Here is an 18378-nt window from a genome sequence, read left to right on the forward strand (position 1 = left end):
TCCTTATTGCTCAACCAGCAAAGCCAGCAAGGCCAGCGACTGCTGCCAGCCGAGGTGGCACTGCTCGGCGGGGATCACGGCCGGCACGCCTTCCTGGGTGATGTCGACCTCGGTGCCGCAGGAAACGGCGCGCAGATGAATCGTGGTCTGCATCTGGCCCGGCAGGTTCGGATCGTCGAACACGGCGGTGTAGCGGATTTTCTCGCCAGGATGCAGTTCCAGGTATTCGCCGCCGAAGGCGTGGCTGAAGCCGGTGCCCAGGTCGGTGAAGGACATGCGGTATTTGCCGCCCACGCGGGCATCCATCTCATGCACCTCGCCGAGGTAGCCGTTCGGCGGCAGCCATTTGTTGAATGCCGATGCCGTGGTCCAGGCTTTATAGATGCGTTCAGGCGAAGCGCGCAGGACGCGGTGCAGCTTAATCGTATTGGTGGCCATTTTCTCAGTCTCCGGGTGGGGTGGTTGGTATAGGCACGACGCGCCAGTGTGGCCGGAATCGACATCAGGCAGGAATATTTTCGCCAATTTCTGTCTCTGTTATCAAGGTTGCACTAAAATGTCGCCCGGCGCAGGAGGGAAGGGCCGTTGCACGCTTGCATGAGTACCCCCCAATACGCTAAAATTTATGGTTGCCTGACCTGGTGTCTTGCAAAGTAGTAAATTTTCTTATTTTATAAACCCGAATCCCCCCTACAAGGGTGCCCGCAAGGGTGACTGGGAGGATTCCAGACCCAACCCTGGAGTAAATATGTCTGTAACGATGCGTGAAATGCTGGAAGCCGGCGTCCATTTCGGTCACCAAACCCGTTTCTGGAACCCAAAGATGGCTCCGTTCATCTTCGGCCACCGCAACAAGATTCACATCATCAACCTGGAAAAGACCCTGGCCATGTACCAGGACGCGATGAAAACCATCCGTCAAATCTCCGCTTCCCGTGGCACCATCCTGATGGTTGGCACCAAGCGCCAGGCTCGCGACATCATCGCTGCTGAAGCTCAGCGCGCCGGTGTTCCGTTTGTTGACCAGCGTTGGCTGGGCGGCATGCTGACCAACTTCAAGACCATCAAGACCTCGATCAAGCGCCTGAAGGACATGGAAGCCTCGATCGAAGACGGTTCCGTCGAGAAGCTGTCGAAGAAAGAAGCGCTGCTGTTCCGTCGCGAACTGGAAAAGCTGCAGAAGTCCATCGGCGGCATCAAGGATATGGGCGGTGTTCCTGACGCAATCTTCGTGGTTGACGTTGGTTACCACAAAGGCGCGATCACCGAAGCCGCTAAGCTGGGCATCCCAGTGATCGGCGTGGTCGATACCAACCACTCCCCAGAAGGCGTGACCCACGTCATCCCTGGTAACGATGACTCCTCCAAAGCGATCACCCTGTACGCCCGCGGCGTGGCAGATGCGATCCTGGAAGGTCGTGCAAACGCTACCACTGAAGTCCTGGAATCCATCAAGACTGCAGCTGGCGACGAGTTCGTAGAAGTTAACGAGCAGGCGTAATTGCCTGGCCGCCGCAAGGCGGCTTCAGCTTGAGAAAGGGGTGGCCCACCAGCTCCCCCTTTTTTTTAAACAGAATCCCCCGGAAGAGCAGGCTGCCCTCGGCGCCGCCCCGGACCGAATCCCAAACCGAATACAGGAGAATCACATGGCAGCAATTACTGCAGCAATGGTAGGTGAACTGCGCGCTAAGACCGACGCGCCAATGATGGAATGCAAAAAAGCGCTGACCGAAGCCGGCGGCGACATGGACAAAGCGGAAGAGCTGCTGCGCGTCAAGCTGGGCGGCAAGGCTGCAAAAGCTTCCGCACGTATCACCGCTGAAGGCGTGGTTGCTTCCCACATCGCTGGCAACATCGGCGCCCTGGTGGAAGTGAACTCCGAGACCGACTTCGTTGCCAAGAACGACGACTTCCTGGCCCTGGCGGCCCTGGCTGCCAAGCTGGCTGCTGAAAACAACCCGGCTGACGTTGCTGCCCTGCTGGCCCTGCCAGCTGGCAACGGCCAGACCCTGGACGAAGTGCGCGCTGCCCTGGTGGGCAAGATCGGCGAAAACATGTCGATCCGCCGCTTCCAGCGTTTCGACACCACCGGCAAGCTGGCTTCCTACCTGCACGGCACCAAGATCGGCGTGATCGTCGAGTTCGACGGCGCCGACGAGCAAGTGGGTAAAGACGTGGCCATGCACATCGCTGCCATGAAGCCAGTCGCACTGTCGTCCGAGCAAGTGCCTGCCGAACTGATCGCCAAAGAGCGTTCGGTTGCCCAGGCCAAGTCCGACGAAGACGCAGCCGCTGCCCAAGCCGCTGGCAAGCCAGCCCAGCCAGCCGACATCGTTGCCAAGCGCATCGATGGCGCCGTGGCCAAGTACCTGAAAGAAGTGTCCCTGATGAACCAGGCTTTCGTGAAGAACGACAAGCAGTCCATCGAGCAGATGCTGAAAGCCGCCAACACCACCGTCAAGGGCTTCACCATGTACGTGGTGGGCGAAGGCATTGAAAAGAAAGTTGACGATTTCGCGGCGGAAGTCGCAGCCCAGATGGCTGCCTCCAAAGGCGCATAATCAAGAGAACGGGCCGCAAGGCCCGTTTTTTTAAGCCTGCTGCTGGACGGTTGTTAAGTCTTTTTTAAGGCTTTCAATCTGGAATTAAACGGCGGACAATGGCATTTCCGTTATCATTGCCGCCGAAGCCTCACCGAACAAAACATTTAAAAGGAGCCCCAGCTCATGTCAAAACCAGCCTTCAAGCGCGTCCTCCTGAAATTGTCCGGCGAAGCCCTGATGGGCGATGACCCGTACGGCATCAACCGCGCCACCATCGAGCGCACGGTGGCCGACGTTGCCGAAGTCGCAAAGCTGGGCGTTGAAGTGGCGGTTGTCATTGGCGGCGGTAACATCTTCCGCGGCGTGGCGCCTGGCGCCCAAGGCATGGACCGTGCCACCGCCGACTACATGGGCATGCTGGCCACCGTGATGAACGCCCTGGCCCTGGCCGACGCCATGAAGCATGTGGGCGTGACCGCGCGCGTGATGTCGGCCATCGGCATCGAGCAGGTGGTCGAGCCGTATGTGCGTCCGAAAGCGCTGCAGTACCTGGAAGAGGGCAAGGTGGTGATCTTCGCCGCCGGCACCGGTAACCCGTTCTTCACCACCGACACCGCTGCCGCCCTGCGCGGTTCGGAAATGAGTGCGGAAATCGTGCTGAAGGCCACCAAGGTCGACGGCATCTATACCGCCGACCCGAAGAAGGATCCGAACGCCACCATGTACCACCAGATCAGCTTCGACGAAGCGATCGCCAAACACCTGCAAGTCATGGACGCCACCGCCTTCGCGCTGTGCCGCGACCAGAAGCTGCCGATCAAAGTATTCTCGATTACCAAGCCGGGCGCGTTGATGAACGTGATCATGGGCGCGGAAGAGGGTACACTGGTTCACGTTTAAAATATTTCAAGTAATTGCAACAGGAGAGCAGCAATGTCTATCGCTGACATTAAAAAGAATACGCAGGACCGCATGGTCAAATCGCTGGAAACCCTGAAGGCCGACCTGTCCAAGGTGCGTACCGGCCGTGCCCACGTGGGCATCCTGGACCATGTGATGGTGGACTACTACGGCAACCCGACCCCGCTGAACCAGGTCGCCAACCTGACCCTGGTCGACGCGCGCACCATCGGCGTGACCCCGTTCGAAAAGAAAATGGGCGCCGTCATCGAGAAAGCCATCCGCGACGCCGACCTGGGCCTGAACCCGGCGGCCCAGGGCGACACCATCCGCGTGCCGACCCCGCCGCTGAACGAAGAGCGCCGCAAGGAAATGGTCAAGCTGTGCAAGGGCGAAGGCGAAGATGCCAAGGTCGCCGTGCGCAACATCCGCCGCGATGCCAACGAAGGCTTGAAAAAGCTGGTGAAGGACAAGGCTATTTCGGAAGACGAAGAACGCCGCGCAGTCGATGAAGTGCAGAAGCTGACCGACAAGTTCATCGCCGACATCGATAAGACCGTCGCCGAAAAAGAGAAAGAAGTCCTGACCGTCTAAGGTCCCGAAACCGGGGAGGGGTGGAGGCGTTCCCGCCTGCACCTTCCCCGGATTTTTAGTTTACGTGCCTATGAAATATTCGAGTTCGACGACCGCAGTTCCTGATGCGCCGAAGGTGCCGCGCCACCTGGCCATCATCATGGACGGCAACGGACGCTGGGCAACCAAGCGTTTCCTGCCGCGCGTGGCGGGCCACGTCAAAGGCGTGGAAGCGGTGCGTACCGTGGTGGAAGCCTGTGTACAGCGCGGCATTGAGTATCTGACCGTGTTTGCGTTCAGCTCCGAGAACTGGCGCCGGCCGGAAGAGGAAGTGTCGCTGCTGATGAGGCTCTTCGTCACCGCCCTGGAGCGCGAGGTGTCGAAGATGCATGCGAATAATATCCGCCTGAAAGTGGTGGGCGACTTGTCGCGCTTCGACGCCAAGCTGCAGGACATGATCGCCAATGCCGAGCGCAAGACCGCCAACAACACCCGCATGACGGTCACCGTGTGCGCCAATTACGGCGGGCGCTGGGACATCATGCAGGCAGTCAGCAAGATGGTGGCCGAGCATCCGGGCGCGACCGACTTCTCCGAGGAGCAGCTGGCGCCGTACCTGTCGATGGCCTACGCGCCGGAGCCGGACCTGTTCATCCGTACCGGCGGCGAGGAACGCATTTCCAACTTCCTGCTGTGGCAACTGGCCTATACGGAGCTGCACTTCACCGATATTTACTGGCCTGATTTCAATGCCGAACGCCTGGATGAGGCGATCGCCTCCTACCAGGGCCGCGAACGCCGCTTCGGCCGCACTGGCGACCAAGTGGCCAACAAGAGCTGATACCACAATGCTGAAAACCCGCGTGATTACCGCCGTCCTGCTGCTGGCGGTACTGTTGCCCGTCCTGTTCTCCGGCTACCGGCCGGCGGTGGACGTTGTCGTGGCGCTGTTCTTTGCCGCCGCCGTCTGGGAAGCCTTCCGCCTGTTCAAGAGCCGCGTCGCGATTATCGCCGCGGCGGCCTGGACCGGCGCGTTCGCCTACACCTTCATTTTCACCGGCGGCCTTGAGCATGCCGAGTTCTGGCTGGCCCTGGGCGCGGCGATCTGGCTGATCCGCTTCACCCCGGCGCTGAAGCTGGGCCTGCCGCCTGCCGAAGGCACGGGCAACATCATGCTGAGCCTGGTGTATTCGGCCACCCTTGTGTCCTGCTTCGCCGCCATGCTCCTGCTGTTCGAACGTGGTCCGGTCTACCTGCTGTCGGTGATGGCGGTGGTGTGGGCAGCCGACATCTTCGCTTATTTCTCGGGCAAGGCCTTCGGCAAACACAAACTGGCGCCGAGCATCTCGCCAGGCAAATCCTGGGAGGGCGCCGTAGGCGGCATGGTTGCCGTGCTGGTGCTGGCCTGCGCCACCGTGCTGCTGGCGCCGTCCGTGCCGCTGCTGCAGGGCACCTTCGCCGTGCGGCTGGCCGAGCGCATGGGCTGGGGCATCATGCTGGCCGTGCTGGTGCTGGTGGTTGCCGCGTCCATTGTCGGCGACCTGTTCGAATCCATGCTCAAGCGCCGCGTCGGCATGAAGGACAGCAGCAATCTGCTGCCCGGCCATGGCGGCGTGCTGGACCGAATCGACGCGCTGGTGCCGGTGCTGCCGATCGCCGCGCTGATCACCCCAAGGCTGTTCTAAGGAATTCCATGCAACGCATTACCATCCTCGGCGCCACCGGTTCCATCGGCGTCTCCACGCTGGACGTCATCGCGCGCCACCCGGACCGCTATAGCGTGTATGCGCTGACCGCCCATAGCCGGGTCGAAGCACTGGCGGCGCAGTGCATCCAGTTCCGTCCGGCGCGCGCCGTGGTGGGCAGCGCCGATGCGGCGGACCAACTGGGCGCCTTGCTGCGCGCGGCCGGCTGCAAGACCGACGTGGAGTGGGGCGAGGCGGCGCTGTGCAGTGTATCGTCGGCCGCCGAAACGGATGCCGTGATGGCTGCCATCGTCGGCGCCGCCGGCCTGGCGCCGACCCTGGCGGCCGCCCGCGCCGGCAAGAAAGTCATGCTGGCCAATAAGGAAGCGCTGGTCATGTCCGGCCAGCTGTTCATGGACGCCGTGGCCGCCAGCGGCGCCGTGCTGCTGCCGATCGACTCCGAGCACAACGCCATCTTCCAGTGCCTGCCGCAGGGCTACGGCCGCGTGCCGGCCGCCGCCGGCGTCACCAAGATCCTGCTCACCGCTTCCGGCGGCCCCTTCCTCAAGCGCGACGTGGCCACGCTGGAAAACGTCACCCCGGACGAGGCCTGCAAGCACCCGAAGTGGGTGATGGGCCGCAAGATCTCCGTCGATTCCGCGACCATGATGAACAAGGGCCTGGAAGTGATCGAGGCGCATTGGCTGTTCGGCGCGCCGGCCGAACAGATCGACGTGGTGATCCATCCGCAATCGGTGATCCATTCGATGGTGTCCTACAGCGACGGTTCGGTGCTGGCGGAGCTGGGCAATCCCGATATGCGCACCCCGATCGCGCATGCCTTGGCTTACCCTGAGCGCATCGCTTCCGGCGTGGCGCAGCTGGACCTGACCCAGGTCGGCACGCTGCAGTTCGAACAACCGGACTTCAAGCGCTTCCCCTGCCTGGCGCTGGCCTTCGAGGCGCTGCGTGCGGGTGGCACCGCGCCGGCCCTGCTGAACGCCGCCAACGAGGTGGCGGTGCAAGCCTTCCTCGACGAGCGTATCGGCTTCCGCCGCATCGACCGCGTGATCGCCCAGGTGATGGAAGAACTGCCGCACGGTGCGGCAAGCAGCATTGAAGCCGTCATGGCGCAGGACGCGCTGGCGCGCTTGGCTGCGGAACGGATTATTTCAGGCTGAACATCATGGACCTTCTGCGCCAACTCATCGCAACGATCATCTGCCTCGGCTCCCTGATCGTGATTCACGAGCTGGGGCACTACCTGGTGGCGCGCTGGTGCGGCGTCAAGGTCCTGCGTTTCTCGGTCGGCATGGGCCGCATCGTCTGGATGCGCAAGTTCGGCCGCGACCAGACCGAATGGGCGATTTCCGCCATCCCCCTGGGCGGCTACGTCAAGATGCTGGACGCCCGCGAGGGCGATATCGCCGGCCTGCCGGCGGCCGACCTGGCGCGGGAATTCACCCGCCAGAGCGTCTGGAAACGCATTGCCATCGTCGCCGCCGGCCCGCTGGCCAACTTCCTTCTTGCCATTGTCCTGTACGCGGGCCTGTTCATGAGCGGCGTGCTGGAACCGGTCGCCCGCATCGGCGCGCCGGCCGCCGCCACCGCGGCGGCGCAGGCCGGCCTGCAGCGCGGCGACCTGGTCAAGTCCGTCAACGGCGAAGCGGTGCAAGGCTGGTCGGAGCTGCGCTGGGCCATCGTCCAGGCCGCGATCCATCAGGAAGCCATCCGTCTCGTCGTCGAGCGCGCCGGCCGCGGCGAGGTGCACGTGGTCCTGGCCGCCGCTGCCGCGGCCCATGTCAGCCTGGAAGACGATGTGCCATCCGTGCTGGGCATCGACCTGATGCGCCAGCCGCCGGCCATTGACCGAATGGAGCAGGGCGGCGCCGCCCAGCGCGCCGGCCTGCTGAAAGGCGACGTGATCGTGGCGGTGGACGGCCAGCCGGTGGTCGACGACCGCGCCTTCGTGGCCGAAATCCTGCGCTCGCCCGGGCGCAAGCTGGCGGTGACGATTCTGCGGCACGGCCGCCAGCAGCAGCTGGAGCTGACCCCCGATGCGGTCGAAGACAAGGCCGCCAACAGCAAAGGCCTTGTAACAGTCGGTAAGATCAAGGCCGGACTGCTTAGTCCCGTTGATACGATAGTGGTGCATTATGGTCCGCTGGACGCGGCTGCCAAGGCATTGCGCCGGGTGGCGGAAACCTGCACCATGACGCTGCGGATCCTGGGCCGCATGATCGTCGGCGAGGTATCGCTGAAGAATATTACCGGGCCGCTGACGATTGCCGAATATGCCGGGGAAACTGCGAAAATGGGCGCCGAGCAGTTTATCGGCTTCGTCGCCTTTATCAGCGTGAGCCTTGGCTTAATGAATTTGCTGCCAATTCCTGTTCTGGATGGGGGGCATTTGCTGTATTATTCGCTGGAAGTTTTGACAGGGCGCCCTATATCCGAACGCTTCGCCGAAATAGCGCAACGTATTGGACTGGGATTGCTGGCGTCGTTAATGGCGCTGGCAATATTCAATGACCTGGCCCGGAAGCTTTAATTTTTTTCGATTTGCCGATGAAATTACACACTGATCGTATCGCCCCTCAATTCCGCCGCACCCTGGTTGGCGCAGCTGTCCTGGCAATCTGCTCCGGCAGCGCACTGGCCGCCGAGTCGTTCGTCGTCAAGGATATCCGCGTCGAAGGCATCCAGCGTACCGAAGCAGGTACCGTATTCAGCTACCTCCCGGTGCGCGTTGGCGAAACCTTCAGTGACGACAAGAGCGTCGCCACCATCAAGGCCCTGTACGCGACCGGCATCTTCAAGGACGTCAAGCTCGAGCGCGACGGCAATGTGCTGGTGGTGATTGTCGAAGAACGCCCGGCCATCGCCAAGGTGGACTTCAAGGGCACCCACGAATTCGAGAAGGATATGCTGGTCAAGGCGCTGAAGGACATCGGCGTCGGCGAAGCCAAGACCTTCGACAAGGCGTCGGTCGACCGCGCCGAACAGGAATTGAAGCGCCAGTATCTGTCGCGCGGCCTGTATGGCGTGAAGATCACCACCACCGTGACGCCGATGGAGCGCAACCGCGTCAGCATCAACTTCGAGGTTGATGAAGGCGACGTGGCGCGCATCAAGCAGATCAACATCGTCGGCAACAAGGTGTTCAGCGACAAGGAACTCAAAGATCAGCTGGCCCTGAATACCGGCGGCTGGTTCAGCTGGTACACCAAGGCCGACCAGTACTCGAAGACCAAGCTGAATGGCGATATCGAAACCCTGAAGTCCTTCTATCTGGACCAGGGCTATATCGAGATGAATGTGGATTCCACCCAGGTGTCGATCACCCCGGACAAGAAGGACATCTACATCACCATCAACATCACCGAAGGCGAGAAATACACCGTCTCGGACATCAAGTTCGAAGGCGAGATGTTCGGCCGCGAGGACGAACTGCGCCAGCTGGTGCTGCTGGAGAAGGGCAAGCTGTACTCCGGCAAGAAGCTGACCGCGACCAATAAGCTGATCACCGACCGCCTGGGCACCTTCGGCTTTGCCTTCGCCAATGTGAACGCCAATCCGGAAATCGACCAGGCCAAGCGCGAAGTGGCGTTTACCTTCTTCATCGATCCGGGCAAGCGCGCCTATGTGCGCCACATCAATGTGCAGGGCAATACCTCCACGCGCGACGAGGTGATCCGCCGCGAGTTCCGCCAGTTCGAATCGAGCTGGTACGATGCTTCCAAGATCAAGGCCTCGCGCGACCGCGTCGACCGCACCGGCTACTTCAAGGAAGTGACGGTGGACACGCCGGAAGCGCAAGGCACCTCCGACCAGGTGGACATCAACCTGACCGTGGTGGAACGCCCGACCGGCAACTTCCAGATCGGCGGCGCCTTCTCGCAGGCCGAGAAATTCACCTTCAACGCGGCGATCCAGCAGGCCAACTTCGCCGGCTCCGGCAACACCGTGGGCCTGGAGCTGAACACCTCGAAGTACCAGCGCACCATCGCGTTCTCGCACTTGAATCCTTACTTCACGCCGGACGGCGTGTCGCGCAGCTACGAGCTTTACCTGCGGACTTTCCGCCCGCCGGCAGTGAACCAGGGCTTGTACACGATCAAGCAGACCGGCGGCCGCGTCAACTTCGGCGTGCCGTTCTCCGAGCTCGATACCGTATTCTTCGGCATCGGCCTCGAGAAGTCGAACGTCAAGACGGACGAGACCTCGCCGACCTTCTACAAACAGTATGTGACCGATCTGGGCGGCCCGGCGTCGGGCGTCGGTTCGGTCAACGCCTACTCGGTGCCGCTGACCGTGGCCTGGGCGCGCGACAGCCGCGACTCCGCCATGACGCCGACCATCGGCTTCATGCAGCGTATTAACCTGGAACTGGACGCGATCGGCGAATCGAAGTACTGGCGCACCGTCTATGAGACCCAGTGGTACAAGCCGGTCACCCACAAGATCACGCTGGCCCTGAAGGGCGAGTTCGACTACGGCCGCGGCTTCGGCGGCAAGAACTACCCGGTATTCAAGAACTTCTACGCCGGCGGCATCGGCTCCGTGCGTGGCTACCAGAGCTCGTCGCTGGGCTCGGTCGACCCGCGCTACGGCGACTCGCTGGGCGGCGCGTCGCGCCTGATCGGCAACGCCGAACTGCAGCTGCCGTTCCCTGGCCAGGGCCAGGACCGCTCGCTGCGCTGGTTCGGTTTCCTGGACGGCGGCCAGGTGTATGCCGAACGCCAGAAAATGCGCCTGTCCGAGCTGCGCTTCTCGGCCGGCCTGGGCCTGAGCTGGATTTCGCCGGTCGGTCCGCTGAAGTTGAGTTATGCTTTGCCTCTGAACGACAAGCTCGGCGACCGCCTGGAACGCTTCCAGTTCCAGATGGGTACCGGTTTCTAAGCCCTGTCATGCCGAAGAGCAACGTTTTGGACGGAGAATCAAGTTGAAGACTGCAACCGCTACGCTAAGCAAACTCGCTGCCGTACTGGCGCTGGGCATCATGGCCGCGGCGCCGGCACAGGCGCAGTCCTCGCGCATCGCCTGGCTGAGCGCCGAGCGCATCTACAATGAATCGAAGATGGCCAAGCTGGCCGACAGCAAGCTGCGCGACGAGTTTTCCAGCCGCGAAAAAGCGCTGCAGGAACTGGCCATGCGTTCCAAGGCCGCCGCCGAGAAGTGGGAAAAGGAGGGCGCGGCCAAACCGGAGCCCGAGCGCAGCAGGCTGCAGCGCGAAGCCTACGAGGCGGATTTGAACTTCCAGCGCCGCCAGCGCGAATTCCGTGAAGACCTGAACCAGCGCACCAACGAAGAGCGCGCAGCCATCGCGGAAAAGGCGACCAAGATCATCAAACAGCTGGCCACCACCGAGGGCTACGACATCGTGTTCCAGGACGCGGTGTGGGCCAGCCCGCGCATCGACATCACCAACAAGGTGCTGGAAGCGCTCGACAAATAAACAGACAGATTGGATTACAGATGGGCTTTCGACTAGCGGAATTGGTCGAACGCCTGGGCGGCCAACTGGTGGGAGACCCGGAACTTTTCGTTACCGGGATCGCGCCGTTGACCGATGCAGGCGCTTCGCATATCAGCTTCCTCAGTAACAGCAAATTCCGCGAGCAGGCGGGGCAAAGCCAGGCGGCGGCCCTGATTGTCAGCGCCAATGACGATGCCGCGGTGGCGGAAACCTATCGAGGCGCCCGCATCGTCGTCAAAAACCCGTACGCGTACTTTGCACGCGCCGCGCAGATGTTCGAGGCGCAGACGGCCTACGTGCGCCCGGCGGGCGTGCACCCGACGGCCTGGGTCGACCCGGCCGCCAAGGTGGACCCCAGCGCCCACATCGGCCCGAAAGTGGTGGTGGAAGCGGGAGCCGTGATCGGCCCGGGCGCCGTGATCGACGCCGGCTGCTACATCGGCCGCGAGGCGGAAATCGGCGAGGGCACGCACTTCTTCGCCAACGTGACCTTCCACGCCCGGTGCGTGATCGGCAAGCGCGGCATCATCCACTCCGGCGCGGTGATCGGCACCGACGGCTTCGGCTTTGCCAACGAGGGCGGCGTCTATGTGCGCATCCCCCAGGTGGGGCGCGTGGTGATGGGCGACGACGTCGATATCGGCTCCAATACCTGCGTGGACCGCGGCGCGCTGGCCGACACCATCATCGAAGACGGCGTGAAGCTCGACAACCTGATCCAGATCGCCCACAACATCCAGATCGGGGCGCACACCGCCATGGCAGCCTGCGTGGGCATTGCCGGCAGCACAAAGATCGGCAAGTACTGCACGTTCGGCGGCGCGGCGATGGTCGTGGGCCACATCAATATTGGCGACAAGGTGAATATTTCGGGCGGCGCCCTGGTGTCGCGTTCGATTTCCGAACCGGGGGTGTACTCGGGTTCCTACCCGATTGCCAAGCACAGCGACTGGGAGAAGTCGGCTGTCATTGTCCGCAACCTGCCGACCATGCGCGAGAAATTGCGGACGCTGGAAAAAACCATTAAAACTAAAACCGAAGACGAAGAATCATGACCACTACCGAAAACAAGACGATGGACATTTGCGAGATCAAGCAATACCTGCCGCACCGCTACCCGCTGCTGCTGGTTGATCGCGTCATCTCGTATGAAGAGAACAAGTCCATCACCGCGATCAAGAACGTGACCGTGAACGAAGAGTTTTTCAACGGCCACTTCCCGCACAAACCGGTCATGCCGGGCGTGCTGATGATCGAAGCAATGGCGCAGACCGCGGCCCTGCTGTCGTTCAAGTCCATCGGTCTGAAACCGGACGAAAATTCGGTGGTCTACTTCGTCGGCATCGACAACGCGCGCTTCAAGCGCCCGGTCGGTCCCGGCGACCAGCTGAAAATGGATGTGGAAATCCTGCGCAACGCGCGCGGCATCTGGAAATACAAGGCGGTCGGCTCGGTCGACGGCCAGATCGCCCTGGAAGCCGAACTCATGTGCACCATCCGCTCCGTGGAGTAATACCATGGCGATCATCCACCCAAGCGCGATCGTCGATCCCAAGGCGGAACTGGCCGCGGGCGTCGAGATCGGCCCCTACACGATCATTGGCCCGAACGTGGTGATTGGCGAGAACACCGTGGTGGGCCCGCACGTCGTGATCGAGGGCCATACCACGATCGGCAGGAACAACAAGTTCTTCCAGTTCTCCTCCATCGGCGCCGCGCCGCAGGACAAGAAATGGAACGGCGAACCGACCCGCCTGGAAATCGGCGACGACAACACCATCCGCGAATTCTGCACCTTCAACCTCGGTACGGTGCAGGACAAGGGCGTGACCAGACTTGGCAACAACAACTGGATCTCGGCCTACGTCCACCTGGCGCATGACTGCGTGGTCGGTAACAACACCATCTTTTCCAACAACGCCCAGATGGCGGGGCACGTGGAGATCGGCGACTGGGTGATCATGTCCGGCTTCGCCAACGTGCACCAGTTCTGCAAGATCGGCGCCCACGCCTTCGTCGGCATGAGCACCAGCCTGACCCAGGATGTGCCGCCCTATGTGCTCCTGAACGGCAACCCGGCAGCCGCGCACGGCGTCAACATCGAAGGCCTGAAACGGCGCGGCTTCAGCCGCGAACAGATCAACGCCATCCGCAACGCCTACAAGATCCTGTACCGTTCCGGCCTGACGCTGGACGAAGCGAAGGCCGCCATGCTGGCCGCCGAAGCCGAGGTGCCGGAAGACTGCGCAGCCGCGGCGCGCGCGATGCGCGAATTCCTCGATACGACCAGCCGTGGCATCGTCCGCTGAGGTATCGATCGCGGTAGTCGCCGGCGAACCGTCCGGCGACCTGCTGGCGGGCCGCCTGCTGGGCGGCCTGCGCCCGCACCTGCCGGCAGCGCGCTTCCATGGCATCGGCGGCCCCGCCATGCAGGAGCACGGCTTCGAGTCGCACTGGCCGCTGGAAAAGATGACGGTGCGCGGCCTGTTCGAAATCATTCCTCGCTACCGTGAGCTGAAAGGCATCCAGAACACCCTGCGCGACCAGCTGCTGGCCGAACGGCCGGCCTGTTACATCGGCGCCGACTACCCGGGCTTCAACCTGGGGCTGGAAGCGCAGCTGCGCGAAGCCGGCATCCCTACCGTACACTACATCGGCCCGCAGATCTGGGCCTGGCGCGGCGGACGGATCAAGAAAATCATCAAATCGGTCTCGCACATGCTGGTGATCTTCCCGTTCGAGGAAGCGATCTACCGGGCGGCCGGCGTGCCGGTGACCTATGTCGGCCACCCGCTGGCCGAAGTGATCCCGCTGCAGCCGGACGAAGCGGCGGCGCGCCGCCAGCTGGGCATCGCGGAAGACGCCAATGTCGTCACGGTGATGCCGGGCAGCCGCATGTCCGAACTGAAGTACAACACGGCCGCCTTCATCGGCGCCTGCAAGCTGCTGCTGCAGCGCGACCGCTCGCTGAAATTCGTGGTGCCGATGGCGGGGCCGAAGCAGCGCGAGTATTTCCAGGCGCTGGTGGCGCAAGCCGGGCTGCAGGACATCGAACTGCTGCTGCTGGACGGGCAGTCGCACACCGCCATCTGCGCCGCCGACGCCGTGCTGGTCGCCTCCGGCACCGCCTCGCTGGAAGTGGCGCTGTTCAAGAAGCCCATGGTGATCGCCTACAAGATCCTGGCGGCGTCCTACCATATCATGAAGCACATGGCCTACCAGCCGTGGATCGGCCTGCCGAACATCCTGGCGCGGGAAAGCCTGGTGCCGGAACTGATCCAGCACGCGGCCACCGCCGAAACGCTGGCCGACGCCATGTGGAAACAGCTGAGTGACGTGCCGCACCGCCTGCAACTGGTGCAGCGCTTCACCGACATGCATCACAGCTTGCTGCGAAACAGCGCCGAAGAAGGCGCTGCCGCCGTGCTGAAGGTCATCAACAGTTAAGCCCGCGGCAACCTTGGGGTCAGGCCCCGCGGTTGCCACGAGGTCAGCCATAGAAAGAAGAGGTTATGGCCCAACAATCCGGTCTGTTCGACGACCTGCCGTATTCGCTCGATGAAATTATTTGCGGCGTCGACGAGGCGGGCCGCGGCCCGCTGGCCGGCCCCGTCTACGCGGCCGCCGTGATCCTGGACCGCAACCGTCCGATTCCGGGCCTGCGCGACTCGAAAAAGCTCAATGAAGCGCGCCGCGACGAACTGGCGCCGCTGATCCGCGAACACGCCATCGCCTGGGCCGTGGCCAAGGCGTCCGAGGCCGAAATCGACAAGCTGAACATCCTGCAGGCCAGCCTGCTGGCGATGAAGCGCGCGGTCTACGCCCTGTCCACCGTGCCGACCCTGGCCCTCATCGACGGCAATAAATGCCCGGTGATGCGCGTCCAAAGCATCGCCATCGTGGAAGGCGACGACAAGATCGAATCGATTTCCGCCGCCTCCATCCTGGCCAAGACCGCGCGCGACGCGGCCCTGGTCCAGCTGCACAAGAAATACCCGCAATACGGATTCGACCAGCACAAGGGCTACGGCACGGCGCTGCACCTGGAACGCCTGCGCGAGCATGGCGCCTCGCCGGTGCACCGCCGCAGCTTCGCCCCGGTGCGCGCAGTCCTGGAGCGCGAACTATGAAAAACATCTCCTCGCGCGACAACGCGCAATACAAGGAGCTGGCCAAGCTGGCCACCAATTCCCAGGCGCGCCGCAAGGCCGGCCGCAGCCTGCTGGACGGCGTGCACCTGTGCGAAACCTGGCTGGAACTGCGCGGCCACCCCGAGCAGGCAGTGGTCGCCGAAAGCGCGCTGCGGAACCCGGAGGTGGCGGCCATCATCGCCCGCCTGGAAGCCGAACACGCCCACATCCTGTGCCTTGGCGACCAGCTGTACCACGCGGTCAGCCAGGTGGAAAACGGCGTCGGCCTGATGTTCCTGATCGCGACCCCTCACAAGGATGTGCCGCCCGCGCTGAACGCCAACGCCGTCCTGCTGGACAATGTGCAGGACCCGGGCAATGTCGGCTCCATCCTGCGCAGCGCCGCGGCGGCGGGCGTCAAGGAAGTGTATTGCGCCCCGGGCACCGCTTTTTGCTGGTCGCCCAAGGTGCTGCGCGCGGCGATGGGCGCCCATTTCGTGCTCGATATCTTTGAAAATGTCGATTTGCCGCAACTGGTGCAGGGTGCCCGCGTCGCCACCCTGGCCACCAGCGGCTACGCCGCCGAACCGCTGTACCAGCTGGACCTGAAACGCCCCGTGGCCTGGATTTTCGGGCACGAAGGGCAGGGCGTGTCCGATACGCTGCTCAACGCCGCTACCCATCGGGTGATGGTGCCGCACCTGGGCAAGGTCGAGTCGCTGAACGTCGCCGCCTGCGCGGCAGTATGCTTTTTCGAGCAAGTAAGGCAGAATCTGGCTTAACAATATTAACCGGAATGGATTGGGTCTTATGGAAATTGCAAGTATGCATTTCCTGGTCGCGGAAAGCGAACCTGTCCAGCGCGAGCTCCTGGCGGGCATGCTGCGCCACCTGGGCGCGCAACACCTGACCCTGGCCTCGGATGGCCTGAGCGCCCTGCGGCTGCTCGAAGCGGGCCTGAACCCGCCCGTCAACGTGGTGTTGATGGACATCCGCCTGGGCGGCATGGACGGCCTGGAAGTGATCCGCAGGCTGGCGGAAATCGACTGCCGGGCCGGCATCATCATCCTTGGCTCGCACGGGGCCGACGTGTTGTTCTCGGTCGAGACCATGGCCGAAGCCTACGGCGTCGAGATGCTGGGCAGCTCGGCCCTGCCGGTCACTTCGGCGCGCCTGCAGGAACTGATCGAACACTATATCGCGCCCGCGGCCGAACCGGAACCGGAGCCGCAGCAGCCGGAATTCACCTTTGCCGAAGTCGGGCGCGGCCTGCAGGGCCGCGAGTTCGACCCCTTCTTCCAGCCCAAGATCGAACTGGAAACCGGCGCCGTCAAGGGCCTGGAAATGTTTGCGCGCTGGCGCCATCCGGAATACGGGGTGCTGGGGCCGGCCGCCTTCATGCCGGTGCTGGAAGCCGAGCGGCGTATCGATTTCCTCGACTGGTGCATGATCGAAAGGTCGGTCGCCGCCTGCCGCACCCTGCACGACCAGGGCATCCCGATCTCGTTCTCGATCAACGTCGACCCGAACACCCTGTCGCACCCGCAATTCATCGCCCAGATCATGGCTTGCCTTGAGCGGCACCGTATTCTGGCCGATTACATCACGTTCGAAATCATCGAATCGACGGTGCTGAACACCAACCCGCACTTCCTCGAACGCCTGTTGCGCCTGCGAATGATGGGGTTCGGCCTGGCCATCGACCATTACGGCACCGGGCGCTCCAACCTGCAGCTGCTGGCCGCGATTCCGTTCTCGGAACTGAAGATCGACCCCAGCTTCGTCGACGGCGCATCGCGCAAGCGCGCCATCAGCACGGTGCTCAAGTCCTACCTGGGGCTGGCGCGCAGCCTGTCGCGCCACGCCTGCGCCGTCGGCGTCGAGAACAAGCGCGATTGGGACTTCCTGCAGAAACTTGGGTGCACCTACGCCCAGGGCTTCTATATCGCCAGCCCCATGCCGGTGGAGGACATCCCCGGCTGGCTGCACGACTGGAAAGACTTCTTCTGACGCTTAGAGGCCGTTTCAAAACGGCCATTGCGTTGTTGCAGCGCCTTGCCGTGCAGGCGCACTGCCTTCGTCGCTGCACCTAGCCACGCCCATTTTGAAACAACCTCTTAGTAAACCGAGCGGTTAGGCTTGATTTCCTGCAGGATGGTGGTGGAAATCTCTTCGATCGACTTGGTGGTGGAGGACAGCCAGCGGATGCCTTCGCGGCGCATCATGGCTTCGGCCTCGTTTACTTCATAGCGGCAGTTTTCCAGCGAAGCGTATTTGGAACCGGCGCGGCGCTCATTGCGGATTTCCGACAGGCGCTGCGGCTCGATGCTAAGGCCGAAGATCTTCGATTTGAAGGCGTACAGCGCCGACGGCAGCTTGCCGCGTTCGAAATCGTCGGGAATGAGCGGGTAGTTGGCCGCCTTCACGCCGTACTGCATGGCCAGGTACAGCGAAGTAGGGGTCTTGCCGGAGCGCGAAACGCCGACCAGGATCACGTCCGCCGAGGACAGGTTCTTGTTGGATTGACCATCATCATGGGCCAGCGAGAAATTGATCGCCTCGATGCGGTTCTTATATTCCTCGCTATCAACCACATTGTGCGAGCGGCCGATGGTATGGGTCGACTTCACGCCCAATTCCTGCTCGAGCGGCGCCACGAAGGTCTGGATCAAGTCCATGTGCATGGCGTTGGCGCGCTGAATCACGTCGGACAGCTCCGCCTTGACCAGGGTCGAGAAGACGATCGGCTTGGCGCCGTCCTCGCTCCCGATCTCGTTAATTTTGCGCACTGCATCATAAGCCTTGTCGCAGGTATCGATGAAGGGCAGGCGGATCTGGCGGAAGCGCAGGTCGAACTGCGTCAGCACCGAATGGCCGAAAGTTTCGGCGGTAATGCCCGTGCCGTCAGAGACAAAAAAGACGGTGCGGCTCGAAGCCGGCAATAAACGTTGATCTTGTGGCATCAAAAGAGCTTTTCAGATGGATGAATCGTCAATTTGCGTCGCAGGCTGTAAAATGCCTGCCAACGGTAAGATTGTGCTGCACGGCGCCAAGAATGACAAGAACGA

General features: G+C 62.4%; 19 protein-coding genes. 17 read left to right on the forward strand and 2 right to left on the reverse strand.

All coding sequences use genetic code 11. The features are described 5' to 3' along the window. Positions 1-3 precede the first annotated feature (3 nt). On the reverse strand, positions 4-438 hold the full coding sequence (locus H597_RS0105545; protein WP_028101259.1) for an SRPBCC family protein: 435 nt from the start codon (positions 436-438) through the stop codon (positions 4-6). A 310-nt stretch (positions 439-748) separates the two neighbouring features. On the opposite strand from H597_RS0105545, the gene rpsB reads away from it, so the two are divergent. From rpsB to H597_RS0105630, 17 genes are all read left to right on the forward strand, one after another. Next, positions 749-1501, forward strand: coding sequence for a 30S ribosomal protein S2 (gene rpsB / locus H597_RS0105550; protein ID WP_028101260.1), 753 nt, complete (start codon positions 749-751; stop codon positions 1499-1501). A gap of 145 nt (positions 1502-1646) precedes the next feature. After that, positions 1647-2561 (forward strand): translation elongation factor Ts, encoded by a 915-nt coding sequence (gene tsf / locus H597_RS0105555; RefSeq protein WP_028101261.1) that lies wholly within the window; start codon positions 1647-1649, stop codon positions 2559-2561. A gap of 165 nt (positions 2562-2726) precedes the next feature. Then, positions 2727-3443 carry a UMP kinase gene (pyrH, locus tag H597_RS0105560; RefSeq protein ID WP_028101262.1) on the forward strand — a complete coding sequence of 239 codons (717 nt, stop codon included), beginning with the start codon at positions 2727-2729 and terminating at the stop codon, positions 3441-3443. A 33-nt stretch (positions 3444-3476) separates the two neighbouring features. Beyond that, positions 3477-4037 carry a ribosome recycling factor gene (frr, locus tag H597_RS0105565; protein WP_028101263.1) on the forward strand — a complete coding sequence of 187 codons (561 nt, stop codon included), beginning with the start codon at positions 3477-3479 and terminating at the stop codon, positions 4035-4037. A gap of 70 nt (positions 4038-4107) precedes the next feature. After that, positions 4108-4857 carry a polyprenyl diphosphate synthase gene (gene uppS / locus H597_RS0105570; RefSeq protein ID WP_028101264.1) on the forward strand — a complete coding sequence of 250 codons (750 nt, stop codon included), beginning with the start codon at positions 4108-4110 and terminating at the stop codon, positions 4855-4857. A 7-nt stretch (positions 4858-4864) separates the two neighbouring features. Next, positions 4865-5701 (forward strand): phosphatidate cytidylyltransferase, encoded by an 837-nt coding sequence (locus H597_RS0105575; protein WP_028101265.1) that lies wholly within the window; start codon positions 4865-4867, stop codon positions 5699-5701. A gap of 8 nt (positions 5702-5709) precedes the next feature. Further along, positions 5710-6882: a 1-deoxy-D-xylulose-5-phosphate reductoisomerase gene (ispC, locus tag H597_RS0105580; RefSeq protein ID WP_028101266.1), complete on the forward strand. Its 1173-nt coding sequence runs from the start codon at positions 5710-5712 to the stop codon at positions 6880-6882. Positions 6883-6887: 5 nt separating this feature from the next. After that, positions 6888-8252, forward strand: coding sequence for an RIP metalloprotease RseP (gene rseP / locus H597_RS0105585; RefSeq protein WP_028101267.1), 1365 nt, complete (start codon positions 6888-6890; stop codon positions 8250-8252). Positions 8253-8269: 17 nt separating this feature from the next. Further along, on the forward strand, positions 8270-10603 hold the full coding sequence (gene bamA / locus H597_RS0105590) for an outer membrane protein assembly factor BamA (protein WP_028101268.1): 2334 nt from the start codon (positions 8270-8272) through the stop codon (positions 10601-10603). A gap of 43 nt (positions 10604-10646) precedes the next feature. Beyond that, positions 10647-11159: an OmpH/Skp family outer membrane protein gene (locus H597_RS0105595; protein ID WP_028101269.1), complete on the forward strand. Its 513-nt coding sequence runs from the start codon at positions 10647-10649 to the stop codon at positions 11157-11159. A gap of 20 nt (positions 11160-11179) precedes the next feature. After that, the gene (lpxD, locus tag H597_RS0105600) at positions 11180-12235 is read left to right on the forward strand and encodes a UDP-3-O-(3-hydroxymyristoyl)glucosamine N-acyltransferase (RefSeq protein ID WP_028101270.1); all 1056 of its coding nucleotides are present in this window, start codon (positions 11180-11182) and stop codon (positions 12233-12235) included. Further along, positions 12232-12693: a 3-hydroxyacyl-ACP dehydratase FabZ gene (fabZ, locus tag H597_RS0105605; RefSeq protein WP_035373147.1), complete on the forward strand. Its 462-nt coding sequence runs from the start codon at positions 12232-12234 to the stop codon at positions 12691-12693. The genes lpxD and fabZ overlap by 4 nt, the downstream gene beginning before the upstream one ends. Positions 12694-12697: 4 nt before the next feature. Then, positions 12698-13489 (forward strand): acyl-ACP--UDP-N-acetylglucosamine O-acyltransferase, encoded by a 792-nt coding sequence (lpxA, locus tag H597_RS0105610; RefSeq protein WP_028101272.1) that lies wholly within the window; start codon positions 12698-12700, stop codon positions 13487-13489. Next, positions 13473-14627 (forward strand): lipid-A-disaccharide synthase, encoded by a 1155-nt coding sequence (lpxB, locus tag H597_RS0105615; protein WP_028101273.1) that lies wholly within the window; start codon positions 13473-13475, stop codon positions 14625-14627. The genes lpxA and lpxB overlap by 17 nt, the downstream gene beginning before the upstream one ends. Positions 14628-14692: 65 nt before the next feature. Further along, positions 14693-15310: a ribonuclease HII gene (gene rnhB / locus H597_RS0105620; RefSeq protein ID WP_035373149.1), complete on the forward strand. Its 618-nt coding sequence runs from the start codon at positions 14693-14695 to the stop codon at positions 15308-15310. After that, the gene (locus tag H597_RS0105625; protein WP_028101275.1) at positions 15307-16092 is read left to right on the forward strand and encodes a TrmH family RNA methyltransferase; all 786 of its coding nucleotides are present in this window, start codon (positions 15307-15309) and stop codon (positions 16090-16092) included. The genes rnhB and H597_RS0105625 overlap by 4 nt, the downstream gene beginning before the upstream one ends. Before the next feature lie 28 nt (positions 16093-16120). Continuing rightward, on the forward strand, positions 16121-17320 hold the full coding sequence (locus H597_RS0105630) for an EAL domain-containing response regulator (protein WP_028101276.1): 1200 nt from the start codon (positions 16121-16123) through the stop codon (positions 17318-17320). Positions 17321-17427: 107 nt separating this feature from the next. Here the strand turns inward: H597_RS0105630 and ppsR are convergent, their stop codons facing one another. Further along, complete coding sequence (gene ppsR / locus H597_RS0105635; RefSeq protein ID WP_028101277.1) at positions 17428-18273, reverse strand: posphoenolpyruvate synthetase regulatory kinase/phosphorylase PpsR; 846 nt, start codon at positions 18271-18273, stop codon at positions 17428-17430. Between the last annotated feature and the right edge of the window lie 105 nt (positions 18274-18378).

The organism is Pseudoduganella violaceinigra DSM 15887, from assembly GCF_000425385.1.
Classification (GTDB): Bacteria; Pseudomonadota; Gammaproteobacteria; order Burkholderiales; family Burkholderiaceae_D; genus Rugamonas; species Rugamonas violaceinigra.